The 25,995-nt window shown below is 72.5% G+C and carries 22 protein-coding genes, 1 tRNA gene and 1 pseudogene; 9 read left to right on the top strand and 15 right to left on the bottom strand.

The window, feature by feature from the left end:
• Positions 1-34: 34 nt before the first annotated feature.
• From AB0412_RS15395 to AB0412_RS15375, 5 genes are all read right to left on the bottom strand, one after another.
• Positions 35-1,513, bottom strand: a complete 1,479-nt coding sequence (locus tag AB0412_RS15395) for a penicillin-binding protein 2 (RefSeq protein WP_366403056.1) — start codon at positions 1,511-1,513, stop codon at positions 35-37.
• Positions 1,510-2,949: an FtsW/RodA/SpoVE family cell cycle protein gene (locus AB0412_RS15390; RefSeq protein WP_366403055.1), complete on the bottom strand. Its 1,440-nt coding sequence runs from the start codon at positions 2,947-2,949 to the stop codon at positions 1,510-1,512. Before AB0412_RS15390 ends, AB0412_RS15395 begins: the two co-directional genes overlap by 4 nt.
• Before the next feature lie 27 nt (positions 2,950-2,976).
• Positions 2,977-4,518 (bottom strand): Stp1/IreP family PP2C-type Ser/Thr phosphatase, encoded by a 1,542-nt coding sequence (locus tag AB0412_RS15385; protein WP_366403190.1) that lies wholly within the window; start codon positions 4,516-4,518, stop codon positions 2,977-2,979.
• Between the two features lie 132 nt (positions 4,519-4,650).
• On the bottom strand, positions 4,651-5,163 hold the full coding sequence (locus AB0412_RS15380) for an FHA domain-containing protein (protein WP_260826079.1): 513 nt from the start codon (positions 5,161-5,163) through the stop codon (positions 4,651-4,653).
• 10 nt (positions 5,164-5,173) lie between these two features.
• On the bottom strand, positions 5,174-6,031 hold the full coding sequence (locus tag AB0412_RS15375; RefSeq protein ID WP_366403054.1) for a DUF3662 and FHA domain-containing protein: 858 nt from the start codon (positions 6,029-6,031) through the stop codon (positions 5,174-5,176).
• 525 nt (positions 6,032-6,556) lie between these two features.
• On the opposite strand from AB0412_RS15375, the gene AB0412_RS15370 reads away from it, so the two are divergent.
• Positions 6,557-6,640 (top strand) — tRNA-Leu (locus AB0412_RS15370).
• 84 nt (positions 6,641-6,724) lie between these two features.
• Here the strand turns inward: AB0412_RS15370 and AB0412_RS15365 are convergent.
• A complete protein-coding gene (locus AB0412_RS15365) occupies positions 6,725-9,181 on the bottom strand; it encodes an FtsX-like permease family protein (protein WP_366403053.1) in 2,457 nt (818 codons plus the stop codon).
• A gap of 197 nt (positions 9,182-9,378) precedes the next feature.
• Positions 9,379-10,143, bottom strand: coding sequence for an ABC transporter ATP-binding protein (locus AB0412_RS15360; RefSeq protein WP_366403052.1), 765 nt, complete (start codon positions 10,141-10,143; stop codon positions 9,379-9,381).
• A gap of 214 nt (positions 10,144-10,357) precedes the next feature.
• Here AB0412_RS15360 and AB0412_RS15355 point away from each other — a divergent pair, with 214 nt between their 5' ends.
• Entirely contained in the window at positions 10,358-11,662 is a 1,305-nt protein-coding gene (locus tag AB0412_RS15355; protein WP_366403051.1) for a sensor domain-containing protein, read from the top strand.
• Positions 11,663-11,709: 47 nt separating this feature from the next.
• Complete coding sequence (locus tag AB0412_RS15350) at positions 11,710-12,342, top strand: response regulator transcription factor (protein ID WP_366403189.1); 633 nt, start codon at positions 11,710-11,712, stop codon at positions 12,340-12,342.
• Positions 12,343-12,416: 74 nt separating this feature from the next.
• On the opposite strand, the gene AB0412_RS15345 is transcribed toward AB0412_RS15350, so the two are convergent.
• Both AB0412_RS15345 and AB0412_RS15340 read right to left on the bottom strand, forming a co-directional pair.
• A complete protein-coding gene (locus AB0412_RS15345) occupies positions 12,417-13,343 on the bottom strand; it encodes an NAD-dependent epimerase/dehydratase family protein (RefSeq protein ID WP_366403050.1) in 927 nt (308 codons plus the stop codon).
• On the bottom strand, positions 13,340-14,377 hold the full coding sequence (locus AB0412_RS15340; protein ID WP_366403049.1) for a ScbA/BarX family gamma-butyrolactone biosynthesis protein: 1,038 nt from the start codon (positions 14,375-14,377) through the stop codon (positions 13,340-13,342). The genes AB0412_RS15345 and AB0412_RS15340 overlap by 4 nt, the downstream gene beginning before the upstream one ends.
• 185 nt (positions 14,378-14,562) lie before the next feature.
• Between AB0412_RS15340 and AB0412_RS15335 the strand changes: the two genes are divergently transcribed.
• From AB0412_RS15335 to AB0412_RS15320, 4 genes are all read left to right on the top strand, one after another.
• On the top strand, positions 14,563-15,216 hold the full coding sequence (locus AB0412_RS15335) for a ScbR family autoregulator-binding transcription factor (RefSeq protein ID WP_366403048.1): 654 nt from the start codon (positions 14,563-14,565) through the stop codon (positions 15,214-15,216).
• A gap of 187 nt (positions 15,217-15,403) precedes the next feature.
• Complete coding sequence (locus AB0412_RS15330; protein WP_366403047.1) at positions 15,404-16,909, top strand: DUF2252 domain-containing protein; 1,506 nt, start codon at positions 15,404-15,406, stop codon at positions 16,907-16,909.
• 95 nt (positions 16,910-17,004) lie between these two features.
• Entirely contained in the window at positions 17,005-17,847 is an 843-nt protein-coding gene (locus tag AB0412_RS15325) for a J domain-containing protein (protein WP_366403188.1), read from the top strand.
• A 53-nt stretch (positions 17,848-17,900) separates the two neighbouring features.
• Positions 17,901-18,230 (top strand): rhodanese-like domain-containing protein, encoded by a 330-nt coding sequence (locus AB0412_RS15320; RefSeq protein ID WP_366403187.1) that lies wholly within the window; start codon positions 17,901-17,903, stop codon positions 18,228-18,230.
• A 131-nt stretch (positions 18,231-18,361) separates the two neighbouring features.
• On the opposite strand, the gene AB0412_RS15315 is transcribed toward AB0412_RS15320, so the two are convergent.
• The 6 genes from AB0412_RS15315 to paaA form a co-directional block, all read right to left on the bottom strand.
• A complete protein-coding gene (locus AB0412_RS15315; RefSeq protein ID WP_366403046.1) occupies positions 18,362-19,495 on the bottom strand; it encodes an acyl-CoA dehydrogenase family protein in 1,134 nt (377 codons plus the stop codon).
• 115 nt (positions 19,496-19,610) lie between these two features.
• Positions 19,611-20,669: a 1,2-phenylacetyl-CoA epoxidase subunit PaaE gene (paaE, locus tag AB0412_RS15310; RefSeq protein ID WP_366403045.1), complete on the bottom strand. Its 1,059-nt coding sequence runs from the start codon at positions 20,667-20,669 to the stop codon at positions 19,611-19,613.
• The gene (gene paaD / locus AB0412_RS15305) at positions 20,669-21,217 is read right to left on the bottom strand and encodes a 1,2-phenylacetyl-CoA epoxidase subunit PaaD (protein ID WP_366403044.1); all 549 of its coding nucleotides are present in this window, start codon (positions 21,215-21,217) and stop codon (positions 20,669-20,671) included. Before paaD ends, paaE begins: the two co-directional genes overlap by 1 nt.
• Positions 21,211-21,945 (bottom strand): 1,2-phenylacetyl-CoA epoxidase subunit PaaC, encoded by a 735-nt coding sequence (gene paaC / locus AB0412_RS15300; RefSeq protein ID WP_366403043.1) that lies wholly within the window; start codon positions 21,943-21,945, stop codon positions 21,211-21,213. The genes paaD and paaC overlap by 7 nt, the downstream gene beginning before the upstream one ends.
• Positions 21,942-22,229 carry a 1,2-phenylacetyl-CoA epoxidase subunit PaaB gene (gene paaB / locus AB0412_RS15295; RefSeq protein WP_366403042.1) on the bottom strand — a complete coding sequence of 96 codons (288 nt, stop codon included), beginning with the start codon at positions 22,227-22,229 and terminating at the stop codon, positions 21,942-21,944. Before paaB ends, paaC begins: the two co-directional genes overlap by 4 nt.
• Positions 22,226-23,296 (bottom strand): 1,2-phenylacetyl-CoA epoxidase subunit PaaA, encoded by a 1,071-nt coding sequence (gene paaA / locus AB0412_RS15290; RefSeq protein ID WP_366403041.1) that lies wholly within the window; start codon positions 23,294-23,296, stop codon positions 22,226-22,228. The genes paaB and paaA overlap by 4 nt, the downstream gene beginning before the upstream one ends.
• A gap of 455 nt (positions 23,297-23,751) precedes the next feature.
• On the opposite strand from paaA, the gene AB0412_RS15285 reads away from it, so the two are divergent.
• On the top strand, positions 23,752-24,540 hold the full coding sequence (locus AB0412_RS15285) for a DUF5819 family protein (protein WP_366403186.1): 789 nt from the start codon (positions 23,752-23,754) through the stop codon (positions 24,538-24,540).
• A pseudogene (locus AB0412_RS15280) lies at positions 24,537-25,706 on the top strand (HTTM domain-containing protein); the annotation flags it as partial. The gene AB0412_RS15285 and the pseudogene AB0412_RS15280, both read left to right, overlap by 4 nt.
• Positions 25,707-25,995: the final 289 nt, after the last annotated feature.

Raw genomic sequence — 25,995 nt, 5'->3', positions numbered from 1 at the left:
AACGTGCACCGATGTGAAGCAGACGTGACCGGAGTCACTGCTTGCTGTTGATGACCGCCTCCATCACGCTCTTGGCGATCGGCGCGGCGAGGCCGCCACCGGAGATGTCGTCACGCACGGCGTCCTCGTCCTCGATCACGACGGCGACGGCCACGGGGGAGGCGTCGTCGCCGGTCTTGGCGTAGGAGATGAACCAGGCGTACGGGTTCTTGCTGTTGTTCTCGCCGTGCTGGGCGGTGCCGGTCTTGCCGCCGACGGTGACGTTCGGGATCTGGGCGTTCTTGCCCGTGCCGGACTCGACGACCGTCTCCATCATCGACTGGAGCTTCTGCGCGTTCTCCGCCGACAGCGGGCGGCTGTACTCCTCCGGATCGGTCCGCTCGATGGGATCGACGTCACGGGCCTGGAGCATGTCGACCATGTACGGCTTCATCAGCACGCCGTCGTTGGCGACCGCGGAGGCGACCATGGCCATCTGCAGGGGGGTGGCGGCGGTGTTGAACTGGCCGATGGAGGACAGCGCCACCTCGGAGGGGGCCATGTCCTCGGAGAACACCGAGGCGGTGGCGCGGACGGGGGTGAACTGCTCCTCGGTGAAGCCGAACTTCTTGGCCATCTCCAGCATCTTGTCGTTGCCGAGGTCGGAGCCGATCTTGCCGAAGACGGTGTTGCAGGACCACCGCAGCGCCTCGCGCAGGGAGGCGTTCTTGCAGGGGATGTTGCCCTCGTTCTTCAGCTCGGTCGTGGTGCCCGGCATCGTCCACGGCAGGGGCGTCTTGGTCGGCGCCTCGGGGTCCGTGTAGAGGCCGTTCTCCAGCGCCGCGGCGGCGGTGAGGACCTTGAACGTGGAGCCGGGCGGGTAGACCTCGCGCAGCGCCCGGTTCAGCATCGGGTCGTCCGGGTTGTTCTTCTTCTGCAGCTTCTGCCAGGCCTTGGTGTCCGTGGTCGTGGAGTTGCCGGCGAACGACGAGGGGTCGTACGACGGGAAGGAGGCCAGCGCCAGGATCTTGCCGGTGGACGGTTCGAGGGCGACGACCGCACCCTTGCCGCCCTGCTGCTTCAGGCCGTCGTACGCGGCCTTCTGGGCGGCGGCGTTGAGCGTGGTGACGACGTTGCCGCCCTGCTTCTTCTTGCCCGTGAGCATGTCGAGCGTGTTGCGGAAGAAGAGCCGGTCGTCGTTGCCGGTGAGGATGCCGTCCTCGATGCTCTCCAGCTGGGTGGCGCCGAAGGCCTGTGAGGCGTACCCGGTGACCGGCGCCCACATGGGGCCGTCCTTGTAGGTGCGCTTGAACTTGTAGTCGCTGCCCGACGTCTCCTTGGACCCGGTGATGGCCTCGCCGTCGACGATGATGTCGCCGCGCGGGGAGGCATACCGTTCTATGGCGACGCGGCGGTTGTGCTCGTCGGTCCTCAGCTTGTCCGCCTGGGCGTACTGCAGCCAGTTGTCACGGACGAGCAGGGCGAGGACGAGGAGGCCGCAGAAGATCGCGATCCGGCGCAGGGGCTTGTTCACGGTCGGACCACCTGGGTCATCTCGGCGTCGGGGTTGGCGGCGGGGGCGGGCGCGGGGCGGCGTGCTGTGTCGCTGATGCGCAGCAGGATGCCGATCAGCGCCCAGTTGGCGATGACGGACGAACCGCCGTAGGCCACGAACGGCAGCGTCATACCGGTCAGCGGGATGAGGCCCATGACACCGCCGGCCACGACGAAGACCTGGAGGGCGAAGGAGCCGGACAGGCCGATGGCCAGCAGCTTGCCGAACGGGTCGCGGGCCGCGAGCGAGGTGCGGATGCCACGCTCGATGATCAGTGCGTAGAGCAGCAGGATCGCCATGACGCCCGCCAGGCCCAGCTCCTCGCCGAAGGTGGCGAGGATGAAGTCGGAGTTGGCGGCGAAGCCGATGAGGTCGGAGTTGCCCTGGCCGAGGCCGGTGCCGAGGGTGCCGCCGGAGCCGAAGGCCCACAGGGCCTGCATGGCCTGCTCGGAGTGGACGATGCCGTCCTGGACGCCCGCCCGGGAGAGCTCGTACTCGCGCATCGGGTCGAGCCACGCCTGCACACGGGTCTGGATGTGCGGCTCGAAGCTCGCCACGCCGACGGCGCCGACCGCGGACATCAGCAGACCGAAGACGATCCAGCTGGTCCGCTCGGTGGCGACGTACAGCATGATGACGAACATCCCGAAGAACAGCAGGGACGTACCGAGGTCGGTCTCGAAGACCAGGATGAGGATCGACAGCGCCCAGACGACGAGGATCGGACCGAGGTCGCGCCCGCGCGGCAGGTACAGGCCCATGAACCGGCGGCTGGCCAGCGCCAGGGCGTCCCTCTTCACCATGAGGTAGCCGGCGAAGAAGACCGCTAGCACGATCTTCGCGAACTCACCGGGCTGGAGGGTGCCGAGGCCGGGGATCTTGATCCAGATCTTGGCGCCGTAGATGTTCGCGCCGAGTCCGGGCACGAGCGGCAGGATCAGCAGGAACAGCGCACCGGCCATGGAGATGTACGTGTAGCGCTGCAGGACGCGGTGGTCCTTGAGGAAGATCAGCACGACCGCAAGGAGGGCGACCCCCATCGCGGAGTACAGCAGCTGGCGCGGTGCCGCCTCGGCGTAGTTGCTGAGCCGCTTGGACTGGTCGAGGCGCCAGATGACGACCAGCCCGAGTCCGTTCAGCAGCGTCGCCAGCGGCAGCATCAGCGGGTCCGCGTACGGCGCGAACTTCCGCACGACCAGGTGGCCGACGCCGGCGAGCAGGCCCAGTCCGAGACCGTAGCTGAGCAGGCCCGGCGGCACCGAGTCGTTGAGGGCCAGGCCGACGTTGGCGTAGGCGAAGACCGGGATGACGACGGCGAAGACCAGCAGGGCCAGCTCGGTGTTGCGTCGGCTCGGGGCGCCGATCGCGCCGATCGTGGACGTGTGCTGGGTCGACGGGTTGGGAGTACTGCTCATCGTGTGACAGGGCCTCTCACGGCTTGCCTACTGCTTACCGCACAGCGAGACGACCTTCTGCTCTTCCTCCGAGAGGTTGGGGCCGGGGCTGGGAGTGGGTGCGGTCGTGGACGGGGGCGTGGACTGCTGCGGAGCCTTCGTCGAGCCCGAGGGGTTCGGCGTCGGTGTGGCTTTGGACGTGAAGGAGGCGGGAGTGGTTCCCGTGGTGCCCCCGGCCTCGCCCTCGCCGGTCTTCGCGTTGTTCTCGCTCTCGGCGGCGCGCCGCTCGGCCTGCTTCTTGCACGCGGAGGCCTGCACGGACAGTTCCTCGATCTTCGCCCGGGCGCCCTTCAGGTCGCCCTCGGCGATGGTCGCCTCGACCAGCTTCTGCTGGTAGGGCGGCAGGTACTTGAGTTCGATCTCGGGGTGGTCCTTGACCACCTCGGACAGCGACACCCAGGCCAGGTCCTGGCTGATGCCCCGGTACAGGGCGACGTGCTCGTCGTTGGCGCCGACGTAGTACTGCGTCTGCGTCCAGCGCCAGCCGCCGTAGACGCCGCCGCCGATGACGGCGAGCGCGAGCAGGCTGTACAGGGAGCGCTTGACCCACTTGCGCTTCTTGGGCTTGACGAAGTCGTCCTCGTCGTAGCCGAAGCCGTCGGTGGGGATGAAGCCGGTGATGTCGCCGCTGCCGGGCGGGCCGAACTCTCCCCCGCCACCGCCCTGACCGCGGTGACGGCCGAGGCCGGAGGCGCGGCCGGCCGGGGTCTGCATGATGCCGTTGTCGTGCAGCTGGTTCTGGTTCTCGGCGACGGCGCCCACCACGACCGGGGTGTCGGACAGCTGCCCGGCGAGGGTGTCCCCGGTGTCCAGGTCCAGGACGTCGGCGACGATCACGGTGATGTTGTCGGGGCCGCCGCCGCGCAGCGCCAGCTCGATCAGGTTCTGCACCGTCTCCTGGGGGCCCTGGTAGCTCGCCAGGGTGTCTTCCAGGGTCTGGTGGGAGACGACGCTGGACAGGCCGTCGGAGCAGATCAGGTAGCGGTCGCCGGCGCGGACCTCGCGGATGGACAGGTCGGGCTCGACGTGTTCGCCGCTGCCGAGGGCCCGCATGAGCAGCGACCGCTGCGGGTGCGTGGTCGCCTCCTCCTCGGTGATGCGGCCCTCGTCGACGAGGCGCTGCACCCAGGTGTGGTCCTGGGTGATCTGGGTGAGGACGCCGTCGCGCAGCAGGTAGGCGCGGGAGTCGCCGACGTGCACCATGCCGAGCCGCTGACCGGTCCACAGCAGGGCGGTCAGGGTGGTGCCCATGCCCTCGAGCTGGGGGTCCTCCTCGACCATCATGCGCAGCTGGTCGTTGGCCCGCTGCACGGCGCTGCCGAGGGAGGTGAGCAGGTCGGAGCCGGGGACGTCGTCGTCGAGCGAGACGATGGTGGAGATGGCCTCCGAGGAGGCGACCTCGCCGGCCGCGGCGCCGCCCATGCCGTCGGCGATCGCGAGCAGCCGGGGACCGGCGTAACCGGAGTCCTCGTTGCCCTCACGGATCATCCCCTTGTGTGATCCGGCGGCGAAGCGCAGGGACAGACTCATGCGCACCTCGCCTGTCGGCTCCGGGTACAGCCGGTCGTGTCGAGCCACACTGCCCACCCTCCGGTCGGGAGCGCGCCGGGGCCCGGGGTGGGGCCCACCGCTGCGTGCTCGCTCCGCTCGCTCATTCTCGTACTACTTCCGCAGCTCGATGACGGTCTTGCCGATGCGGATCGGCGCGCCCAGCGGAATCGGTGTGGGGGTCGTCAGCCGGGTCCGGTCCAGATAGGTGCCGTTGGTGGAGCCCAGGTCCTCGACGATCCACTGGCCGTCGCGGTCCGGGTAGATCCTGGCATGGCGGCTGGAGGCGTAGTCGTCGTCCAGCACGATCGTGCTGTCGTGCGCCCGGCCCAGGGTGATGGTCTGGCCCTGGAGCGCGACGGTGGTGCCGGTGAGGGTGCCCTCGGTCACGACCAGCTTGGTGGGGGCGTTCCGGCCGCGGCGACCGCCGCCGGACTGCTGGCGCTGCTGCGGGGGCGCCTGACGGGCGGCCTGCTGCTGGGCGCGGCCGGCGTCCCGGCGCGCGCCGCGCTGGGTGACCCGCGTACCGAACAGGTCACTGCGGATGACCTGCACGGCCACGATCACGAACAGCCACAGTACGGCCAGGAATCCCAGCCGCATGACCGTGAGGGTCAGCTCTGACATTGCCCCCGCTTCACCCTTCGGCTTGCCTATAGATAACGGTGGTGCTGCCCACGACGATCCGCGAGCCGTCGCGGAGCGTAGCGCGGGTGGTGTGCTGTCCGTCCACCACGATGCCGTTGGTGGATCCGAGATCCTGGATCGTCGAGGGCGTTCCGGTCCGGATCTCGCAGTGCCGGCGGCTCACGCCGGGGTCGTCGATCCGCACGTCGGCGTCGGTGCTGCGGCCCAGCACGAGGGTCGCGCGGGAGATCTGGTGGCGGGTGCCGTTGATCTCGATCCAGTAGCGGGCGCGCCCGGTGGGCACGGGTGCGGCGGGGGGCCGCCCGGCGCCTGCGGGCTGCGGGTAGCCGTAACCGCCGGGGCGGCCGCCGGGGGGCGGCGCGGCCGGCATGGGCGGGGCGCCGGCCGGAGCGCCCGGTGCGGCCGCCGGTCCGGCGGGCGGGTAGCCGTAGCCGCCGGGAGCCGCGGCTCCCGGGGCGGCGGCCTGGCTGCTGGAGGAGGCGAGCGTACGGCTGCGCACCCGGTACAGGCCGGTGTCGAGGTCCTCCGCCTTCTCCAGGTGCACCTTGATGGGGCCCATGAAGGTGTAGCGCTGCTGCTTGGCGTAGTCGCGCACCATGCCGGCGAGCTCGTCGCCGAGCTGGCCCGAGTAGGGGCTGAGCCGCTCGAAGTCGGGGGTGCTCAGCTCGACGATGAAGTCGTTGGGGACGACGGTGCGGTCGCGGTTCCAGATGGTCGCGTTGTTGTCGCACTCACGCTGAAGCGCTCCCGCGATCTCCACGGGCTGCACCTCGGACTTGAACACCTTGGCGAAGGTGCCGTTGACCAGACCTTCGAGACGCTGCTCGAACTTCTTCAGGACTCCCATGGGGCACCTCCTCCGTCGCTGCCGTCCTGTGTACTGCCCCGTGCGCGCGCTGTGCACCGCTTCGTGCACCACTCACCCGGTACTGCTTGGTACTGCTTACTGATCGTATCCACGCGCCGGTCGATCGGCTGGTTCCCCCTGTCCGCCCGGGCCGACCGGTGTCGACGCCTGACGAAGTTCCCTGCCGGGCTCCCCTTCGAACTCCTGCGGGCCGTGCTCCGTGCGCGTCCTGCCATGGATCGTAGAGGGGGACGCAAACCAGTGTCCCGCACCCGGCTGTGGACTCTGTCCGCTCCTGGGGAGACCGGGGGTACCGGTACGAGGTTGATACGTGAAGCGGTTCTCGCCGCAACACGGCGCCGCCCGACCGCCCGCGCCGCCGGTCGGGCGGCAGTGCTGCTCAGGGGCGGTGGGGTCCGGGGGCGGGGAAAGGGATGTGAATCCACCCCGACCAGCGTGCTAATGTTCTGGGTGTCGGAAGGCACCGCGCCCCACAGGACGGAGCCCGAGGACACACACCCAAATGCGCGGGTGGCGGAATAGGCAGACGCGCTGGATTCAGGTTCCAGTGCCCGCAAGGGCGTGGGGGTTCAACTCCCCCCTCGCGCACAGAGTGAAACGGGCGGCATCTTCGGATGCCGCCCGTTTCGCATGTCCGGGCCGGTGCGCCGGCCCGGGCGTGTGAGGAACATCTCATGATCGTTTGGGTGAGTGAGGGGCGCTCCGGCGCAGGGCGAGTGCTGCGGGGACGACCGAGGACGCCACCGCCAGGGCGGCGCAGGCGGCGGTGACCGTGCCGATGGCCGTCCACGGGACGGTGATGGCGGCCGGTGCCGACTGCAGGGCCAGCGCGGCCCGCATCCCGGCCAGGTCGAGCGCGGTGACCAGCAGCCCCAGCAGCGCGCCGACCGTGACCACCGTGAGGGCCTCGGCGGCCACCAGCCGCAGCACCTGCGGGCGGGTGGCCCCGGCCAGGCGCAGCGCCGCGAGGTCGCGCAGCCGGTCCGAGGTCGCCATGACCATGGTGTTGGCCAGGGAGATACCGGTGTAGAGCAGGGCGATGCCGAGCACCAGCAGGAGGCCGTGGCGGGTGGTGCGGTCGGTGCCGGGGCGGTTCGCCTCCAGCCACCGGTCGGTGGGGAGGAGCCGAGCGCCGGAGGGCCCCACGGCCTCGCGCAGGGCCGCGGTCACCGCCCGGGCGTCGGCGCCGTCGGCCAGGGCCACGTCCACCCGGTCGGGGCGGGCGCCGGGGGCGTTGGCGGGGGTGACGTAGACGCCGTTGTCGCCGGTGCCGGTGGGCATCACGGCGGCGATGCGCAGGGTCCGCTCGGTGCCGTCGCCGAGCCACACCCGCACCTTCTGCCCGACCGAGTGCTGCTCCCACTCCTCGTTGACGACGATCGAGTCGTCGTCGAGGCCGGTCAACCGCCCCGCCGTGAGCGGCAGGCGCGTGGTCGCCGCCAGCGCCTCGGGGTCCGCGGCGCGGGCCTCGGACGCGATCAGCGCCACGCCCTCCTCCAGCACGTACACCTCGCTCGCCGCGCTCACGGACACCCGTGCGCCGGGCACCGCGCGCAGCCGGTCCACGGTCCGCTCGTCGAGGCCCGCGCCGGACGGGGCCGTGACGACGAAGTCGCCGGTCGCGCGGGCGCGCTCCTCCGCCGCCCGCGCGTCGTTCAGGGTGGCGGTGGCGCCGAGCAGGGAGCCGGCGAGGGCGACCGTGACCAGGACGGGCGCCGCGATCGCGGCCGTACGGCGCACCCCGGTGGCCGCGTTCTCGCGGACCAGCAGGCCGACGGCGCCCGGAAGCCGGGCGGGGAGCCAGGTGAGCAGGCGGGTGAGCGGGCGCACCACCAGGGGTGCGAGCAGCGCCACCGCGCCGATCAGCAGCATCGGGCGGCTCACATAGGTCTTGCGGTGCAGCAGGTCGCCCGGGTCGCCGAGCAGGGCCAGGGCGAGGGTGACCGCGGCGGTCAGCAGCAGGACGGCACCGGTCAGCAGGCGTCCGCGTGTGAGGGCGGCCCCGCTGTCGGCGGACGCCTCGCGCAGCGCCTCGGCGGGACTCGTGCGCCCCGCCCGCCAGGACGCCGCCGTCACCCCGCACAGGGCGACGGCGAACCCGGTCCAGAACGCCACGTGATAGGGCCAGGTGGCCTCGCCCAGCGCGAACCAGCGGGGAGCGAGACCCGTGTCGACCGCCCGGGCCGCCAGGTGCGGTGCCGTGTACGCGCCGAGCACGCAACCGGTGCCCGACGCGAGGACACCGACCAGCAGGGCCTCGGCGAACACCAGCCGCCGGATCTGCCCCGGCGTCGCCCCGGCGGTGCGCAGCAGCCCGAACTCACGGCGCCGCTGCGCCACCGCGAAGGCGAAGGTCGACGCCACGACGAAGACCGAGACGAAGGCACTGACGCCGCCGGCGGTGCCGAACAGGGCGTTCACCGCGGTGAGTGCTTCGCTGTCCCGCTCCGGATCGGCGTCGGCGTACCGCAGGTCGTCACCGCTCAGGACGCGGACGCCGGGGGTGCCGCGCAGCGCGTCCCGCACGGCGTCGGGGTCGGCGTCGACGACCAGCTGGGTGGGGGCGGGGGACAGCCGGGCGGCGTCGGCGTCGGTGTAGAAGAGGGTCTCCTCGAAGCCCAGGTCGGTCACGGTGCCCACGACCCGGACGGTGCCGTGGTCCGTGCGCACCCGCTCACCGGGCCGCGCCCAGTCGCCGCCGGCCACGACCTCGCCCGTGGTGCGGGGAGCGCGGCCGGCGTCGAGGGTGTACGGGGCGAAGGCGGCCGTCGACCAGGGGTGGCCGACGAGACCGGCGGGCCCGCCCTCGGCGCGTACGGCGAAGGAGCGGTCCTCGACGACGCGGCCGAGGCCGCGCAGCTTCGCCACGGCGTCCGGCGGGACGGGGCGTGGGTGGGCGAGTTTCTCCGTGCGGTCGCCGACCGGGGTCGGGACGCGCAGGGTGTCCTGTCCCTTGACGACGGCCGAGGCGGCGGCGAAACGCTCCGGGTGCCGCTCGGGAGCGTCGAGCGACGCGGCGAGCACGAGCCCCGTGGCGGTGAGCAGCGCCACGCCCAGCGAGAGTGCGACGAAGCTGCCGAGGAAGGGGGTCCAGCGGGCACGCAGGGTGCGCAGGGCGAGGGTCAGCATGCGGGGGGCTCCTGGTGGGTGGTGGGCCGGGTGGCGAGGACGGGGCGTTTCCGGGATGGGACAGGGCGGTCGGGCCGGGGCGTGGTCAGCGCGGCGGCGTCTCGGTCGGGCCTGGGGGCGACGGAGAGCGTGGCGGCGTCTCGGGGTCGGGCCGGGGCGTGGTCAGCGCGGCTTTTCCGGGCCGTGGCCTGCGCCGGTCAGCGCCGCGTCGTCTCCAGGCCCGTCATGTGGGCGGCGATCATGTCCGCGCTCGCCGCGGTCAGTTCGTCCTGGATCCGGCCGTCGGCCAGGAAGACGACGCGGTCGGCGTGGGCGGCGGCGACCGGGTCGTGGGTGACCATGACGACCGTCTGGGCGTCGCGGTCGGCCATGGTGCGCAGCAGGGTGAGCACCTCGCGCCCCGTGCGGGAGTCCAGCGCGCCGGTCGGCTCGTCCGCGAACAGCACGTCGGGGCGGGTGATCAGCGCGCGGGCCAGTGCGACCCGCTGCTGCTGGCCACCGGAGAGTTCCGCCGGCCGGTGCCGGACGCGGTCGCCGAGACCGACCCGGCCGAGGGCCGCCCGGACCTCGCTCGTGCGTACCCGGCGGCCCGCGAGCCGCAGCGGGAGGGCGACGTTCTGCTCGGCGGTCAGCGCCGGCAGCAGGTTGAACGCCTGGAAGACGAAGCCGATGCGCTCACGCCGCAGCAGTGTCAGGCGCCGCTCGCCGAGCACGGTCAGCTCCGTGCCGCCGACGGTGACCGAGCCGGAGGTGGGCCGGTCCAGTCCGGCCGCGCAGTGCAGCAGCGTCGACTTCCCGGAGCCCGAGGGCCCCATCACGGCCGTGAAGCTGCCGTGCGGGAAGGCGAGGGAGACCTCGTCCAGCGCGGTCACCAGGCCCGCGCCCGAGCCGTATCGTCTGCTCACCGCCCGCAGCCGTACCGCGTCGCCGTGCCGGTCGTTCCGTTCGGTCCGCTCGTGCATGTGGCCGACTCCCCCTGCGCGTCATGGTGATGTGGTGGTTCCGGGGCCGGCCGCCCCGGGGCCGGTGTCCGGTTCGTGTGCCGGCAACGAAACCGGCCGAGGGGGCTGTCGCGCAGTGCGGCAGGGGCGAGAAACGGGGTATGGCCTGCCCTACCCCCGGAGCTCCGTCCTGGCCGATGGCCCGGGGCGGTGCCGGGCTTCTACGGTGATCGGCATGCATCCACGCAACGCCTGGCAGGCCATGGCCGGCCCCGGCTACCCGCTGTCGCCGTGGCCCTGGCGCTCGGCCGGATATCTGCTCACGGGAGCGGTGACCGGTGCGGTCGTGCTGGCGTGCCTGGTGGTCTCGGTGACGGCCGGCGGGCTGCTCGCTCTCGCCCTCGTCGGGCTGCCGCTGCTGCTCGGCACCGCCCTCGCGGGCATCCCGGTGGCCCGGCTGGAACGACTGCGGCTGCGGCTGGTCGACCGGGACCCGGCGCCCGACCCGCACCGGCCGCCGCCCGGCCCCGGGCTGCGGGTCTGGCTCACCACCCGGCTGCGCGAACCGGCCACCTGGCGGGAGCTGGGCCACGCCCTGCTGTTCGCGTGTCTGCTGTGGCCGGTGGACGCGCTGGCGCTCACCGTCGCCCTGCTGTTCCCCGTGGCGGTGACCGCCACCCCGCTGCTGATGGCCACGGTGGGCGACGGCCGGGAGGCCAAGGTCCTCAAGATGTGGACGGTCACCGGCTGGCCCGCCGCGTTCGCCGTCGCCGCCCTCGGGCTCGTGCTGCTCGCCCTCGGGGCCTATCTGCTGGGCGTAGCGGCCGGTGCGCGGGCGGCATTGACGCGGCTGCTGATCGCGCCCCGCGACGGTGACCCGGACGCCCGCATCACGGAACTGACCCGGTCCCGGGTGCGCCTGGTGGACGCCTTCGAGGCGGAGCGGCGGCGCATCGAGCGCGATCTGCACGACGGTGCCCAACAGCGGCTGGTGGCCCTGACGATGACCCTCGGGCTGGCCCGCCTGGATGCCCCGCCCGGCCCGCTCGTCGACCAGCTCGCCAAGGCCCACGGGGAGGCGGAGGGAGCGCTGAGGGAACTCCGTGAGCTCATCCACGGCATCCATCCCCAGGTCCTCGCCGACTACGGTCTGGAGGCCGCCGTCGCCGACGCCGCCGACCGGTCAGCGGTACCCGTCGACGTCGAACTCGGTCTGTCCGAGCGGCTTCCGGCGTCCGTCGAGGCGGCCGCGTACTTCGTGGTGCGCGAGGCGCTCGCCAACGTCGCCCGGCACAGTGGGGCGCGCCGCGCGTGGGTGAGCGGGGGACACCGCGACGGGCGGCTGGTCCTGGAGATAGGCGACGACGGGCGGGGCGGGGCCCGCGCGGGGGCGGGCAGCGGGCTGACCGGGCTCGCGGACCGGGTGTCGGTGCTGGATGGCAGACTCTCCCTGTCCAGTCCGGCGGGCGGACCGACCCTGTTGCGTGTGGAGATTCCTTGCACCCCCTGCACTCCCGGCACCACTCCTCGAACCCTCTGAACTCCTCGTCGGGTTCCCGGCCATACGACCGGCGGGCCCTGCGGGTCGTGCTGGCCGAGGACAGTGTGCTGCTGCGGGAAGGGCTGATCGGCCTGCTCCAGCGGTGCGGCCACGAGGTCGTCGCGGCGGTGGGGGACGCGCAGGCGCTGCCGGCCGCGGTCGCCGAGCACGAGCCCGACGTCGTGGTGACCGACGTGCGGATGCCGCCCGGCTTCCAGGACGAGGGCCTGCACGCGGCCGTCCGGCTGCGCGCCGAGCGGCCCTCGCTGCCCGTTCTGGTGCTCAGCCAGTACGTGCAGCGTCGCTACGCCTCCGACCTGCTGGACTCCGGTGACGGCACGGGCATCGGGTATCTGCTGAAGGACCGGGTCGGCCAGGTCGAGGAGTTCGTGGCGGCGCTGTGCGAGGTCGCGGACGGGGGCACGGTCGTGGATCCCGAGGTGGTACGGCAGTTGCTGCGCCGGCGCCGTGATCCGCTCGAGCGGCTCTCACCGCGTGAGCGGGAGGTGCTGGCGTTGATCGCGGAGGGGCGGTCCAACGGCGCGATCGCCCGTGAACTGGTGGTCTCGGAGGCTGCCGTGGGCAAGCACATCGGCAGCATCTTCAGCAAGCTGGATCTGCCGCCGGCGGACGATGTGCACCGGCGGGTGCTGGCGGTGCTGGCGTATCTGCGGGCGTGAGGGACGGCAAGGTTTCACGTGAAACAAACCGCTGACGCGGTTTGTACAGCTTGAGGCGGCGCCGTTCGTTCACGTCAGTGGCTGGACAGGAACGAGCGGTACCAGGGGGCGGCTTGCGGGAAGGTACGGGCGAAGCTCTCGCCCGGGGAGCAGTCCACGGTCTTCCAGAAGGCGTCGTCCGTGAACCAGTGGTCCACGGTGAGCATGCCGAGGTGATGCCGCGCGACGGGTGAACCGGCGGCCCGGGCGCGGGCGGTGGCGACGTCGATCGTCGCTTCGGCTCCGGGGAGTTCCACCTGCGCGGACACCGCGGCGAGCAGCTCTGTCGCGGGGACCGGGTCCGGATGGTTGACGTAGTGGGCGCCGGAGCCGAGGGACGGGGACAGGGCCGCGGCGACGGTCGCCCGGCCCAGGGCATCGACGTCGATCATCGACTGGAGTGCCGCGCAGCCGGTGAGGGTGGCGGACAACTCCCGCAGGAGGCCCACCAGTCCCGGGATCACCCAGCGGTCGCCGACACCGTGGACCAGGTGGGGGCGCAGGACCAGGCCACCGGCTGCGAGGACGTGCCGTTCGGCCGCGGCCCGGGTGGCGCTGGTGGCGGAGGCCGGGGCGATCGGGGCCTCGCCGGGCCGTACGCCGCGGAACGGTCCCCTGCCGTGGACGGCGGCCGTGCTCACGTACACGATCCGCCGCACGCCGCTGCGGACCGCCTCCTCCACCAGGGCCTTCGTGCCCCGGTCGTTGACCGCCGCGACGCCCTCCGGGTCGCCGCCGATGCGCGAGGCGCAGTGGACGAGGACGTCGACGCCGGCGCAACTGCCGTGCAGGGAGCGGGGTTCGGTGAGGTCGCCGTGGACGGTGGCGGCGGTCGCGGAGTCCGGGGCCGAAGGATGCCGGGACAGCAACCTGACGTGCACGTCCGGTCGTTGGTGCGCCGCGGCCGCCACTCGGCCGCCGATGAAGCCGGTCGCGCCGGTGATGAGGAGGTTCACCGTCATGGCAGGGACCGTAGCGGAGGGGCCGGCGAGGCCGCGGCGAGGACGGCGGTGAAGACGGTCTCGCCGTCCTGGTGGCCGTAGACGCGCACCGTCATCTCGTCCTCGCCCTTCTCGAGCACCTCGGCCTCGATCCGGCAGGGGCTGTGCAGTTCGGCGTAGCGGCTGAAGGAGGCGGACATGTCGTAGGGCAGGAAGGGGCGCCTGCCGGACGCCGCCGTCGCGGCCTGGCGGGCCGCTTCGAACAGGACCATGCCGGGGACGTGGTCGTTGGGCCGGGCGAAGAGCACCGGGTGGGCGGTGTTCGCGCGCAGCAGCCAGGTGGCGGGGTGGTGGCTGCGGTCGGCGTCGGTGCCGTCGGGGTGAGCCTCCGGGGAGTCGGCGGGAGCGAGGACGACGTCCTCCGCGCGGGTGCGGCCGACCAGTTCGGGTGAAACGGGCGGCAGCAGCGGTACGGGTGCGTGCTGCGCGGCCAACTGGCGGGCACGCAGGCGGCGGTAGGCGGCCGGGGAGGTGCAGCCGGTGCTGCCCGTGCCGCGGGCGACCAGGCGGCCGGCGCGGTGGAACTCCATCGTCGTCCGCATGCTGCTCAGGCCACGGCCCCGCCGGCGTATCTCGGAGCAGACGACGTCGATCGTGACCGGCTCGGCGGCGTCAGCGCGGCGTAACGCGGACGGGTCCGTGGCGACCTCCAGGTCCCACATGACGAAGTGGGTGTCCGCAGGTGCGCCGAACTCCGCGTGGGCCAGGGCCATCGAGGTCTGGCGCAACGTTTCGCCGACGATCATCGGATCCTGGTGGCGGTCGTCCACGGCGCCGAAGAAGCTGTGGTCGTCGGGCCAGTGGGCGGTGACCCGGAAGCGGGTGCCGGTGAGCCGGACCCACTCCGCCGGGAAGACGTCCGACGCGCGGGGGCGGTGCGCGAGCTCGGTCGTGACGCGGGTGCGGGCACCGCTCCCGCCAGTCGCGTTTGCGGCGGCGCCCTGCTGTCCGGTCTGATCCTCCCTGGGCGCGCTCGAGGGACCCTTCTTCGGCATGCGGGAACTCCCGGGATCGACGAACTGGCTCCGGTCGACTTCGCACTAAGATACGGACGGGGCGGTTTTTTTCCAAGGGTGATCCACAGTGCTGGGCCACGACCAGGCGACAGCGATCTCGCGGCGGTCCAGCGGCGGTCCAGGAGACGAGAGATCACAGATCCACTGAGCTCAGGAGGCACCCGATGGCGCGACAGGAGCGCGCGATCCGCACACGGCGGACCATCCTGGAGGCGGCGGCGGCCGTCTTCGACGAACGCGGCTACACCTCGGCGACCATCGGGGAGATCCTGGAGCGGGCCGGTGTGACCAAGGGGGCGCTGTACTTCCACTTCGGCTCGAAGGAGGAGCTCGCGCTCGGCATCTTCGAGGAGCAGCTGGCGATCTCCCTGCCGCCGCAGCCCAGCAAGCTGCAGGAGCTCGTGGACTCCGGCCTGGTGCTGGCGCTGCGGCTGCGGACCGAGCCGCTGGTGCGGGCCAGCGTCGGACTCGCCCTGGACCAAGGGGCGTTGGGGCTGGACCGGACCCCGGCGTTCGGCATGTGGATCGACCAGACCAGGCGGACCCTGGCCGAGGCGAAGGCCGGCGGCGAGCTGCTGCCCCACGTCGACCCGACGGAGACGGCGGAAGTGCTGGTCGCCAGCTTCTCGGGAGTTCAGCTGCTGTCCCAGCTGCGCTGCCAGCGGGAGGACCTGGAGCACCGGGTCGTCATCCTCTTCCACCACCTGCTCCCGGGCATCGCGGTCCCCGCGGTGCTGGCCCGCCTGGACATCTCGGAGAACCGCGCGGCGGGCCTGGTGGCTCAGGGGCGGCTGGAGCCGGTGGCGGAGGCGGGGTGAGCGGGGCCGGGGTGAGCGGGGCGGCGTGGCGCGGGCCGGGGGGCCGGAGCGAGGTGGTTCGGGCGGGTAGGCCGGTGCGAGGTGGTGTTTTCCACAGCCGTGGAGTTGTCCACAGGGTCTGACGCCATTCCGTCGCCGGTTGTACGGTCGGCATCGATCGAAGATTCGGCGCATCGCTGAAGTGCGGATGTGCCTGCGTACGGGGGAGGCGGTTGCTGTGACCGAGGTCGTTGCCGGGGTGGCCGGGGCGGGCACTGCGGGAGAGCAGAGCGGAGACGGGCGTTCCGGTGCGGGGCGTGCTGGTGCCGGGCGGCGGCTGCCGCGTGTGCCCGGCTTCGCCGAGTGGCCCGCCCAGGGCTCGCCCAAGGAGGAGGGCAAGGCGCTGCGCCGGACGGTGCCGCGCAGCGCACACGCCACCCTCGACCTGGACGCCTCCCGGCCGGACGCGGTGAGCGCCGTCGAGGAGTCCAGCCGCGGCCGGCTGCCCGAGCTGACCCCGATCCGGGTGGGCCGGATGGCGGCGACGCCGTTCGCCTTCCTGCGCGGAGCGGCCGGCCTCATGGCGTACGACCTGGCGCGCACCCCCATGACCCGGATCCGCGCCCAGATATGCGGCGACGCCCACGCGGCCAACTTCGGTCTGTACGGCGATGCGCGCGGCGGGCTGGTCATCGACCTGAACGACTTCGACGAGACGGTGCACGGCCCCTGGGAGTGGGACCTCAAGCGGCTCGCCACCTCGCTGGTGCTGGCGGGCCGGGAGGCCGGCGCCGACGAGGACACCTGCCGGACGGCGGCGCACGACGCGGTCGGCGCGTACCGCCGCACGATGCGGCTGCTGTCGAAGCTGCCGGCGCTGGACGCGTGGAACGCCATCGCCGACGAGGAGCTGGTCTCCCACACCGACGCCCACGACCTGCTGGGCACGCTGGAGCGGGTCTCCGAGAAGGCCCGCGCCAACACCAGCGGCCGGTTCGCCGCCAAGTCGACCGAGGTGACGGCCGACGGCGGACGCCGGTTCGTCGACGCACCGCCGGTCCTGCGCCGCGTCCCGGACGACGAGGCCGCCGCCGTGGCCGCGTCCCTGGAGCAGTACCTCGCCACGCTGCCCGAGGACCGCCACCCGCTGCTGGCCCGGCACGCGGTGCACGACGTGGCGTTCCGTGTCGTCGGCACGGGCAGTGTCGGGACGCGCTCGTACGTCGTCCTGCTCCTGGACCACCGGGGCGAGCCGCTGGTGCTCCAGGTGAAGGAGGCCCGCCCGTCGGCGCTGGTGCCGCACCTGGCGACGGCCGGGTTCGAGGTGCCCGAGACGGAGCACGAGGGCAGGCGGGTGGTCCTCGGCCAGAAGCGGATGCAGGTCGTCAGCGACAGCCTGCTGGGCTGGACGACGGTCGAGGGCCGGCCCTTCCAGGTGCGCCAGTTCCGCAACCGCAAGGGCAGCGTCGACCCGGCGGCCCTGGCGGCCGACCAGATAGACGACTACGCCCGTATGACCGGCGCCCTCCTGGCCCGCGCCCACTCCCACAGCGCCGACCCGCGCCTGATCGCCGGATACTGCGGCAAGAACGACGAACTGGACGCAGCGACGGCCGCGTTCGCCCTCGCCTACGCCGACCGCACGGAGGCGGACCACGCGGACCTGGTGCGGGCGGTGCGGTCGGGGCGGATCGCGGCGGAGATGGGGGTCTGATTCCGGGACCGGCCGGAGCCTGACCGGCGCACGGGCGAGTCCCCGGAAGACGGGCTGGGTGGTGGCCCCGGGGCGTGGCCTACGCTGGGCGGGTGATGAGCTCGGAAGGTGAGCGGCAGGGCGGTGGCGCTGCCGGTGCGGAGCAGGTGCCCGGCGGCGGGGACGCGCCGCGCGCCGAGGAGCGGCTGGAGCAGGCCGTGCGGGCGGCCGAGCAGGCGCTGATCGAGTTCGAGATCGCGGTGGAGACCTTCCGCATCGAGGTCGAGAACTTCTCCCGGCTGCACGAGCAGAGGCTCGGACCGATGTACGCCCGCCTCGAGGAACTGGACGCCCGGATCCTGCAGGCCCGCGCCGACCGCAGCGGTGACGCCGAGGACCGCCGCCGGGCCGAGGAGGCCCGCGCCCGCCTGGCGCCGATCCCCGGTGTCGAGGAGCTGCTGAACGGCTGGATGGACGGCGAGGGGCTCTTCCCGGAGGCCGTCGCCATGCTCACCGACCGGCCGGTGAAGCCGCCGCAGCGGGTGCGGCCCAGCGAGGAGGCCCGCAAGCTCTACCGGGACCTCGCCCGCAAGGCCCACCCCGACCTGGCGCAGGAGGACACCGACCGCAGCCGCCGAGAGGAGTTCATCACCCGCGTCAACGCCGCCTACGCCCGCGGCAGCGAGGTCGAGCTGCGGGAACTCGCCGCCGAGTGGGCCGCGGGACCGGAGCTGCGGCGCGCCCCGAGCCCTGCCGAGGAGCTCTACGCCCGCCTCGAATGGCTCTCCCAGCGCAAGGAACTGCTCACGCTGGTCGCCAAGGAACTGGAGGAGAGCGCCATCGGCTCCATGCTCCGGCTCGCCCCGGACGACCCCGACGGTCTCCTCGACGAGATCGCCGAGCAGCTGCAGGCCCAGCTCACCGAGCGCGAGGCGGAGCTGGCGGCCCTGCTGGCCTGAGCTTCGGCGATGCCTCTTCGGGTAGCGTCGGAGGCATGAGTTTTGGAGCTGGTGTGCCCACGGTCGAGGTCGCGGACCTCAAGGACGGCGACTTCCTGCTGGACGTCCGTGAGGACGACGAGTGGAAGGCCGGTCACGCCGAAGGGGCGCTGCACATCCCCATCAGCGAGTTCGTGGCCCGCTACGGCGAGCTGACCGAGGCCGCCCCGCAGGACGGGCGGGTGCATGTGATCTGCCGCTCCGGCGGACGGTCGGCCCAGGTCACGATGTATCTGGTGCAGCAGGGCATCGACGCCGTGAACGTGGACGGCGGCATGCAGGTGTGGGAGTCCGCGGGCCGCCCGGTCGTCACCGACGACGGACAGCCGGGGCATGTGCTGTAGGCGCCTGTAGGCCTCTCGTGGCTCTCCTGCAGCCCCTGTAGCCCCGCCGAGGGGCGTCACGTGTGGCCCCGCCGAGGGGCGTCACGTGTGGCCCCGCCGAGGGGCGTCACGTGTGGCCCCGCCGAGGGGCGTCACGCCGGGGGATGAGCCGCCAGCAGGTCTCCGAGGGCTTCCTCGTGGGCCGCCGCCGGGCCGAGTGAGAGTTCGAGATGCTTGGCCCAGGCGTGGTACCGGTGCAGGGGGTACTCCACATCCGCGCCGAATCCCCCGTGCAGATGCTGTGCGGTCTGCACCACTCTGCGCACGCCCTCCGCCGCCCAGATCTTGGCGACGGCGACGTCCCCGGCGGCGGGCAGGGCTCCCGGCGCCCCGGAGGCGATCCGCCAGGCCGCCTGCCACAGCGTGACCTCCATGGCGCGCAGGTCGATGAAGCGGTCGGCGGCCTGCATCGCCACGGCCTGGAAGGTGGCGAGCGGATGCCCGAACTGCTCCCGCTTGCCGGTGTACTCGCCCGTCATCCGCAGCACCCGCTCACCGAGTCCGAGGGCCAGCGCGCACGTCCCCGTGGTGAGCAGATCCCGCAGCCACTCCCACGCCCCGTCCGCCACCACCATCTCTCGCTCGGCGATCCGCACCGACGCCAGCCGCAGCTCGCCCAGCCGCTCCCCGCTGGTGGAGAACTGCTCGGCGAGGGCGACCCCCTCCTGCTCCGGGCGCACCAGCGCGAGAACGGTCCGATCGTCGCCGGTGTGCGCGGGCACGACGACGACATCCGCGTCGTAGGCCCACGGCACCGCCGTCTGCACCCCGTCCAGCACCCATGCCGTGCCGTCCGGTCGCGCGGTCACGGCACGCTCCGCCGGGTCGTGGCCGGTACGGCCGTGCGCGGCGACGGTCAGCACGAGCTCCCCCCGGCCCGCCCGCGCGAGCAGCGCGGACCTCGCCTCGGGGCTGCCGTACGTCTGGACGGCGGCCGCGGCCGCGCTGCTCTCCAGCAACGGCACCCGCGCCAGTACCTGGGCGGCCTCCCGCAGCACCAGGCACAGGGCGATCGCGTCCAGGCCGGATCCGCCGTGTTCCTCGCCGAGCAGCAGGCTCAGCAGGTCCGCTTCGGCGAGCCGGGCCCACAGCGCACGGTCGAATCCGTCGGCGACGGCGCCCGTGGTGAGCGCGGGGCTGGGCACTGCGTCCGGTGCGGCTCCGGCGAAGACCCCGCGTGCCGCCTCGGCCGCCGCCTGCTGCTCCTCGGTGAAGGTGAAGTCCACGGTCCTGTCCTCCCACGGCGCCTGCGGCGTGCGCTGATGCGACGCTGACCTGACGGGGCGTCAAGATAGAACAGGTTGCAGAAGAAGAGAAGCGGGCGTCGGCCGGGAGAACACGTCAACGGTCGAAGTCCAGCTCCACCTGCTCCGTCACCGGATGGGACTGGCAGGCCAGGACATAGCCCGCCTCGGTCTCCTCCGCCTCCAGCGCGAAGTTGCGGTCCATCCGGACCTCGCCGGAGACCAGGAAGGCGCGGCAGGTCCCGCACACCCCGCCCTTGCAGGCGTAGGGGGCGTCGGGGCGGTTGCGCAGCACCGTGTCCAGCAGGGACTCCCCGTCCTGGACGGGCCAGGTGCCGCCGCGTCCGTCGAGCCGGGCGGTGACCGTGCTGTGGGCGGGGGCCGTCGCCGCGCCGGCGGGGGCCGGGCTCGCGTCCACGTGGAAGATCTCCTCGTGGATGCGGGAGCGGGGCACACCCAGGCTCCGCAGCGTGCGCTCGGCACCCTCGACCAGCCCGTAGGGGCCGCACAGGAACCAGCCGTCCACCCGCTCGACCGCGAGCAGCGCCGGCAGCAGTCCGGTCAGCCGCTCCTGGTCGAGCCGCCCGGACGGCAGCCCTGCCTGCTGCTCCTCCCGGGAGAGCACCGTGACCAGCTGGAGCCGGTCGGGGTAGCGGTCCTTCAGGTCGGCGACCTCCTCCAGGAACATCGTGGAGGCTGCGGTGCGGTCGCTGCGTATCAGGCAGAACCGCGCCCGGGGCTCACGCTCGAGCAGGGTCGAGACGATCGACAGCACCGGGGTGATCCCGCTTCCGCCGACGATCGCGGCGTACAGGCCCGGTGCGGGCCGGAGCGTGAAACGGCCGGCCGGGGTCATGACCTCCAGCTCGTCGCCGAGGTTGATCTCCTTCAGGGCGTACGTGGAGAAGGCGCCGCCCTCGACCAGTCGTACACCGACGCGCAGCGTGCTCGGCCCCTCGCCGCCCGGTGCGGGGGAGCAGATGGAGTAGGTGCGCCGTATCTCCTCGCCGTCGACCGTGCGCCGCAGCGCCAGGTGCTGGCCGGGGGCGAAGCGGAACGCCTCGCGCAGCTCCGGCGGGACGGCGAGGGTGAGGGCGACGGAGTCGTCGGTGAGCCGGTCGACCGCGGCCACCCGGAGCCGGTGGAAGCGGGCCATCACAACTCCTTGAAGTGGTCGAACGGTTCACGGCAGGCCAGGCAGCGGCGCAGCGCCTTGCACGCGGTGGACGAGAAGCGGCTGAGCAGTTCGGTGTCGGCGGATCCGCAGTGCGGGCAGCGGATCGCCTCCAGGCCGTCGCCGGCCTCGGCCGGCCGGGCGTCCTGGGTGCGTGTCGGCCCGAGCTCGACGCGGACCGGTCCGGAGGCCGACCGCACGCGTGGGGGCGCGATGCCGAACTCCCGCAGCTTGCGCCGCCCTTCGTCGGTGATGTCGTCGGTGGACCAGGCGGGTGCCAGCACGGTGCGGACGGTGACCTCACGCACCCCGTGCTCGCGCAGCACCCGCTCTATGTCGAGGGACATCGCCTCGATGGCCGGGCAGCCGGTGTACGTCGGGGTCAGCTCGACCTCGACGGTGTCGGCCCCGCGGGCGTGCACCGCGCGGACGACGCCCAGTTCACGCAGGGTCAGCACGGGCAGTTCGGGGTCGGGCACCGAACCGGCCAGCTCGAGCAGTTCCGCCTCCAGGGGGGTGGTGGTCACCATGTCGCCCCCGGGTGGCTGCGGTGCAGGTGCTGCATCTCGGCGAGCATGCGGCCGAACGGCTCGGTGTGCACGCCCTGACGGCCCGCACCGGCCGACCACGCTCCCGTGCGCGGTCCTTCGGGCACCGAGAGCGCGGCCCGGCGCAGGACGTCCTCGACGTGCTCCAGCCAGGCCGACTCGAGCGCCGGCCAGTCGACGTCCAGGCCCTCGACCGGCTGGAACATCTCGCCGGTGAACCGCCACAGCGCGTCCACGGCCCGCTGCATCCGCTCGTGGCTCACGTCGGTGCCGTCGCCGAGGCGCAGGGTCCACTGCTCGGCGTGGTCGCGGTGGTAGGCGACCTCCTTGACGGCCTTCGCGGCCAGCGGGGCGAACGGGCCGTCGCCGCCGGCCAGTTCGGTGTGGAGGAGGTGCTGGTAGACGGAGAAGTACAGCTGGCGGGCGATGGTGTGGGCGAAGTCGCCGTTGGGCTGCTCCACCAGCTGGAGGTTGCGGAAGGCGCGCTCCTCGCGGAGGAACGCCAGCTCGTCCTCGTCGCCGGCCATCGACAGCAGGACGCGGGCCTGGCCCAGCAGGTCGAGCGCGATGTTGGCGAGGGCGACCTCCTCCTCCAGGACGGGGGCGTTGCCGGCCCACTCGCCCAGGCGGTGGGAGAGCACCAGGGCGTCGTCGCCGAGCGCCAGGGCGGCCGGGGTGAGGGCGGTGTCCTTGGCGGGTGTCGTCGTCACAGGTGCTGCACCCCCTCGGGGATGTCGTAGAACGTCGGGTGCCGGTAGGGCTTGTCGGCGGCCGGCTCGAAGAACGGGTCCTTCTCGTCCGGCGAGGAGGCGGTGATCGCGGACGACGGCACGACCCAGATGGAGACGCCCTCGCCGCGCCGGGTGTAGAGATCGCGGGCGTTGCGCAGGGCGAGCTCCGCGTCCGGCGCGTGCAGGCTGCCGACGTGGGTGTGGGACAAGCCCCGGCGCGAACGCACGAAGACCTCCCACAGGGGCCAGTCGGTGGTGGTCATGCTCGCGTCGCTCCTGTCTCGCCGTTCACGCTGGTCTTACCGCTTGTGTCCGACTGCCCGGTGGTGCCGGGGCGGCCGGTCGTGTGCTTGGCCGCGTAGGCGGCCGCCGCCTCCCTGACCCAGGCGCCCTCCTCGTGGGCCTGCCTGCGCCGGGTCAGCCGCTGCTCGTTGCACGGGCCGTTGCCCTTGAGGACCTCCCAGAACTCCGTCCAGTCGATCGCTCCGAAGTCGTAGTGCCCTCGCTCCTCGTTCCACTTGAGGTCGGGGTCGGGGAGGGTGAGGCCGAGCGACTCGGCCTGGGGGACGCAGATGTCGACGAAGCGCTGGCGCAGCTCGTCGTTGGAGTGCCGCTTGATCTTCCAGGCCATCGACTGCGCGGAGTGCTGCGACTCGTCGTCGGGCGGGCCGAACATCATCAGCGACGGCCACCACCAGCGGTCGACCGCGTCCTGCGCCATCGCGTGCTGCTCGGGTGTGCCCTTGCTCAGAGCGAGCAGCAGCTCGTAGCCCTGGCGCTGGTGGAAGGACTCCTCCTTGCAGATCCGGACCATCGCGCGCGCGTACGGGCCGTAGGAGCAGCGGCACAGGGGGACCTGGTTGGTGATCGCGGCGCCGTCCACGAGCCAGCCGATCGCGCCGACGTCCGCCCAGGTCAGCGTCGGGTAGTTGAAGATCGAGGAGTACTTCTGGCGGCCGGAGTGGAGCTTGTCGAGCAGCTCGTCGCGGCTGGTGCCGAGGGTTTCGGCGGCGCTGTACAGGTACAGGCCGTGGCCGGCCTCGTCCTGCACCTTGGCCATGAGGATCGCCTTGCGGCGCAGCGAGGGCGCGCGGGTGATCCAGTTGGCCTCCGGCTGCATGCCGATGATCTCGGAGTGGGCGTGCTGGGCGATCTGCCGCACCAGCGTGGCCCGGTAGGCGTCCGGCATCCAGTCGCGCGGCTCGATCCGCTCGTCGGCGGCGACGGCCGCGTCGAAGGCGCGCTGGTAATCGACGGTGATGTCGCCGACGCCTTCAGGTGCGTCGTACGCCTCGCTGCGGGCCGTCTCGCGGGCGGCTGCTGTCGCCATGAGGTCCCCCTCGACCTGGGTTCTTCTCGGAGCACGCTCCCGACCGATCGTTCGGTTCGTGCGATTCCATGGTGAGACGGGGGCCGCACGGTGTCAACCGCTGTGGATAACCTGCGGGGACCGCCTGTGGACAACGGTGTGACCGCCGCGGGGCTGCGCACGGTTCCCGTGGGTGCGGGTCCGAGTGCGGCTGCGGCTGCGGCTGCGGTGCTCGTGCCGGTGCCGGTGCCGGTGCTGGTGCTGGTGCTGGTGCCAGGGCCGGTGTCGTGTGGGTGCCCTGCGTCGGCACGGCTGCGATGTGGTCACGGCCACGGCACGGACCACCCGCCGGGGGTGTGCCCGGGTGGCCGGTGCTGAGTACCGTTCCGTGCGACGCGGTGGAGCGGTGGGCGAAGAGTGCCGCCCCCGTGGCCGGACGGCGGCAGCGACGGACCGGAAACGTGGAACGGGGCGGAATGGACGCGTACGACAAGGGCTCGGACGCCCGGCACGGGCCGAAGGGGCCCACTGGGCCGACCGGGCCGAGCGGACCGCCTGGTTCCACTGGGCCCACCGGGTCGACCCTGCCCCCCTCCCCCGCCCCGCTCCCCGAGCACCGCTCCGGTGTCGCCGCCCTCTCCCTGCGCTACCAGATCGCCGCCGCCGTCGCACTCGCCGTCGTCGCCGTCGGGGTGTGTGTGCACCTCGGGATGACCTTCTTGCACGTCGCACCCCCCAACACGGTCAGCAAGGAGCACGCCGAGGCGATCGAGGACTGGGTCTACCCCGAGTTCGAGCAGAACTGGAAGCTCTTCGCTCCGAACCCGCTTCAGCAGAACGTCGCCGTGCAGGTCCGCGCGGAGATACGCACGGCGGACGGGGGAGTGCGCACCACCGGCTGGTACGACCTGTCCGCCGAGGACGGCCGGGCCATCGACGGCAATCCGCTGCCCAGCCACACCCAGCAGAACGAGCTGCGCCGCGCCTGGGACTTCTTCGTCGCCACCCACGACAACGACAACCGCCCGGTGGGCCTGCGCGGCGCACTGTCCGAGTCCTATCTGCGCCGGATCACGGTGCTCCGCCTCGACCGTGCGGACGCGGCCGGAGACGGCGGTGTCGTCCAGCAGGTCCAGATCCGCTCGCGCACCACGAACGTCCCGCCTCCCGAGTGGAGTGACGAGAAGATCTCCACGTCGCCGGTGTACCGCACCCTGCCCTGGTGGTCGGTGCCCGAGGACGAAGCCCGGGGAGGTGTCGGGTGAACCGCTTCTCGCTGGCGGTCTCCGGTCTCATCGCGCGCGTGGCCGACTCCGCCCTCGGCCCCTGCCAGAGCGCCGTGATCCGCATCGGCTTCAGCGCGACCTGGCTGCTGTTCCTGCTGCGCGAGTTCCCGCACCGTCAGGAGCTGTACGGCCCCGACGGCCCCTGGAACTGGGATCTGGCCGAGCAGCTGGTCGGCTCGAACGGCGCGTTCACGGCACTGCTCTGGTCCGACGGTCAGATCTGGTTCGAGGCCGTCTACGCGCTCGCGGTGCTGTGGAGCGTGCTCCTGCTGCTCGGCTGGCGCACCCGCACCATGTCGGTGCTGTTCATGGTGGGGGTGCTGTCCCTGCAGAACCGCAGCATCTTCATGGGCGACGGCGGCGACAACGTGCTGCACCTGATGTCGGTCTACCTCGTGTTCACACGCTGCGGTCAGGTGTGGTCGCTGGACGCCCGGCGGGCGCGGCGCCAGGCGGAGGCACGCGCGCGTGGCGAGCGGGTACGGGACCGGGTGGGCCCGGCGCTGTGGGGAGTGCTCGGTTTCCTCCTGCTCGCCGCGACGCTTGCGGGGCGGATGGACGGTGACCGCCTGGTACCGGTGCTGCTGTGGACGGTCTGGTCGGCGCAGGCCGTGTGGTGGCTGGTCGGACGCTTTGCGCGGACCGCACAGCCGCGGATCCTGCTGGACGTCGTCGCCAACATCGTGCACAACGGCGCCCTCCTGGTGATCATGGCCGAGGCGTGTCTGATCTACGCCACGGCCGGCTGGTACAAGGTCCAGGGCTCCCGCTGGCAGGACGGCACGGCCGTCTACTACCCGCTGCAACTGGAGTACTTCTCCCCCTGGCCGGGCCTCGCCGACCTGCTGGCGTCCAGCGGCACGCTGGTGATGCTGCTGACCTACGGCACGGTCGCCGTGCAGGTCGCCTTCCCGTTCACGCTGTTCAACCGGCGGGTGAAGAACGTCCTGCTGGCGGTCATGATCACTGAGCACGCCATGATCGCCGTCGTTCTGGGGCTGCCGTTCTTCTCGCTGGCGATGATCGCGGCGGACATGGTGTTCCTGCCGACGTCGTTCCTGCGGCGCCTGGGCGACGGGGCGGCACGCGCGCGTGCCCGGCTGCGCCTGCGCGACGGGGGCGGCTTGTCCCTCCCGAAGCAACGGCCCCCGGATCACCGCGCCCCGGACATCGCCGCGAAGGCCCAGCTCTCCGTCGCGGCAGCCCAGCACCTGGCCGCGAAAGGCCAGCTCTCCGTCGCGGCAGCCCAGCACCTGGCCGCGAAAGGCCAGCTCCCCGCCGCGGCAGCCCAGGAGTCCGCTGCCGAGACTCAGCACCCGGCCGCGGCAGCCCAGCAGTCCGTTGCGGAAGCCCAGCACCCCGCCGCGGCAGCCCAGGAGTCCGCTGCCGAGACTCAGCACCCGGCCGCGGCACCCCAGGCCCCCTCCGCCGAAG

The organism is Streptomyces sp. NPDC052012 (genome assembly GCF_040689265.1).
In the GTDB taxonomy this organism is placed as follows: Bacteria; Actinomycetota; Actinomycetes; order Streptomycetales; family Streptomycetaceae; genus Streptomyces.
This window is presented reverse-complemented; position numbering and strand designations above follow the sequence as displayed.

Coding starts and splice junctions, on each gene's coding strand:
- AB0412_RS15345 (WP_366403050.1), bottom strand. CDS start 13,343: ATGACGGTGAACCTCCTCATCACCGGCGCGACCGGCTTCATCGGCGGC.
- paaB (WP_366403042.1), bottom strand. CDS start 22,229: ATGACCACCACCGACTGGCCCCTGTGGGAGGTCTTCGTGCGTTCGCGC.
- AB0412_RS15355 (WP_366403051.1), top strand. CDS start 10,358: ATGCATCCACGCAACGCCTGGCAGGCCATGGCCGGCCCCGGCTACCCG.
- AB0412_RS15340 (WP_366403049.1), bottom strand. CDS start 14,377: ATGCCGAAGAAGGGTCCCTCGAGCGCGCCCAGGGAGGATCAGACCGGA.
- AB0412_RS15330 (WP_366403047.1), top strand. CDS start 15,404: ATGTGCCTGCGTACGGGGGAGGCGGTTGCTGTGACCGAGGTCGTTGCC.
- AB0412_RS15385 (WP_366403190.1), bottom strand. CDS start 4,518: ATGAGTCTGTCCCTGCGCTTCGCCGCCGGATCACACAAGGGGATGATC.
- AB0412_RS15285 (WP_366403186.1), top strand. CDS start 23,752: ATGGACGCGTACGACAAGGGCTCGGACGCCCGGCACGGGCCGAAGGGG.
- AB0412_RS15390 (WP_366403055.1), bottom strand. CDS start 2,949: ATGAGCAGTACTCCCAACCCGTCGACCCAGCACACGTCCACGATCGGC.
- AB0412_RS15365 (WP_366403053.1), bottom strand. CDS start 9,181: ATGCTGACCCTCGCCCTGCGCACCCTGCGTGCCCGCTGGACCCCCTTC.
- AB0412_RS15380 (WP_260826079.1), bottom strand. CDS start 5,163: ATGTCAGAGCTGACCCTCACGGTCATGCGGCTGGGATTCCTGGCCGTA.
- paaE (WP_366403045.1), bottom strand. CDS start 20,669: ATGGCCCGCTTCCACCGGCTCCGGGTGGCCGCGGTCGACCGGCTCACC.
- AB0412_RS15360 (WP_366403052.1), bottom strand. CDS start 10,143: ATGCACGAGCGGACCGAACGGAACGACCGGCACGGCGACGCGGTACGG.
- AB0412_RS15325 (WP_366403188.1), top strand. CDS start 17,005: ATGAGCTCGGAAGGTGAGCGGCAGGGCGGTGGCGCTGCCGGTGCGGAG.
- AB0412_RS15335 (WP_366403048.1), top strand. CDS start 14,563: ATGGCGCGACAGGAGCGCGCGATCCGCACACGGCGGACCATCCTGGAG.
- paaD (WP_366403044.1), bottom strand. CDS start 21,217: ATGGTGACCACCACCCCCCTGGAGGCGGAACTGCTCGAGCTGGCCGGT.
- paaA (WP_366403041.1), bottom strand. CDS start 23,296: ATGGCGACAGCAGCCGCCCGCGAGACGGCCCGCAGCGAGGCGTACGAC.
- AB0412_RS15375 (WP_366403054.1), bottom strand. CDS start 6,031: ATGGGAGTCCTGAAGAAGTTCGAGCAGCGTCTCGAAGGTCTGGTCAAC.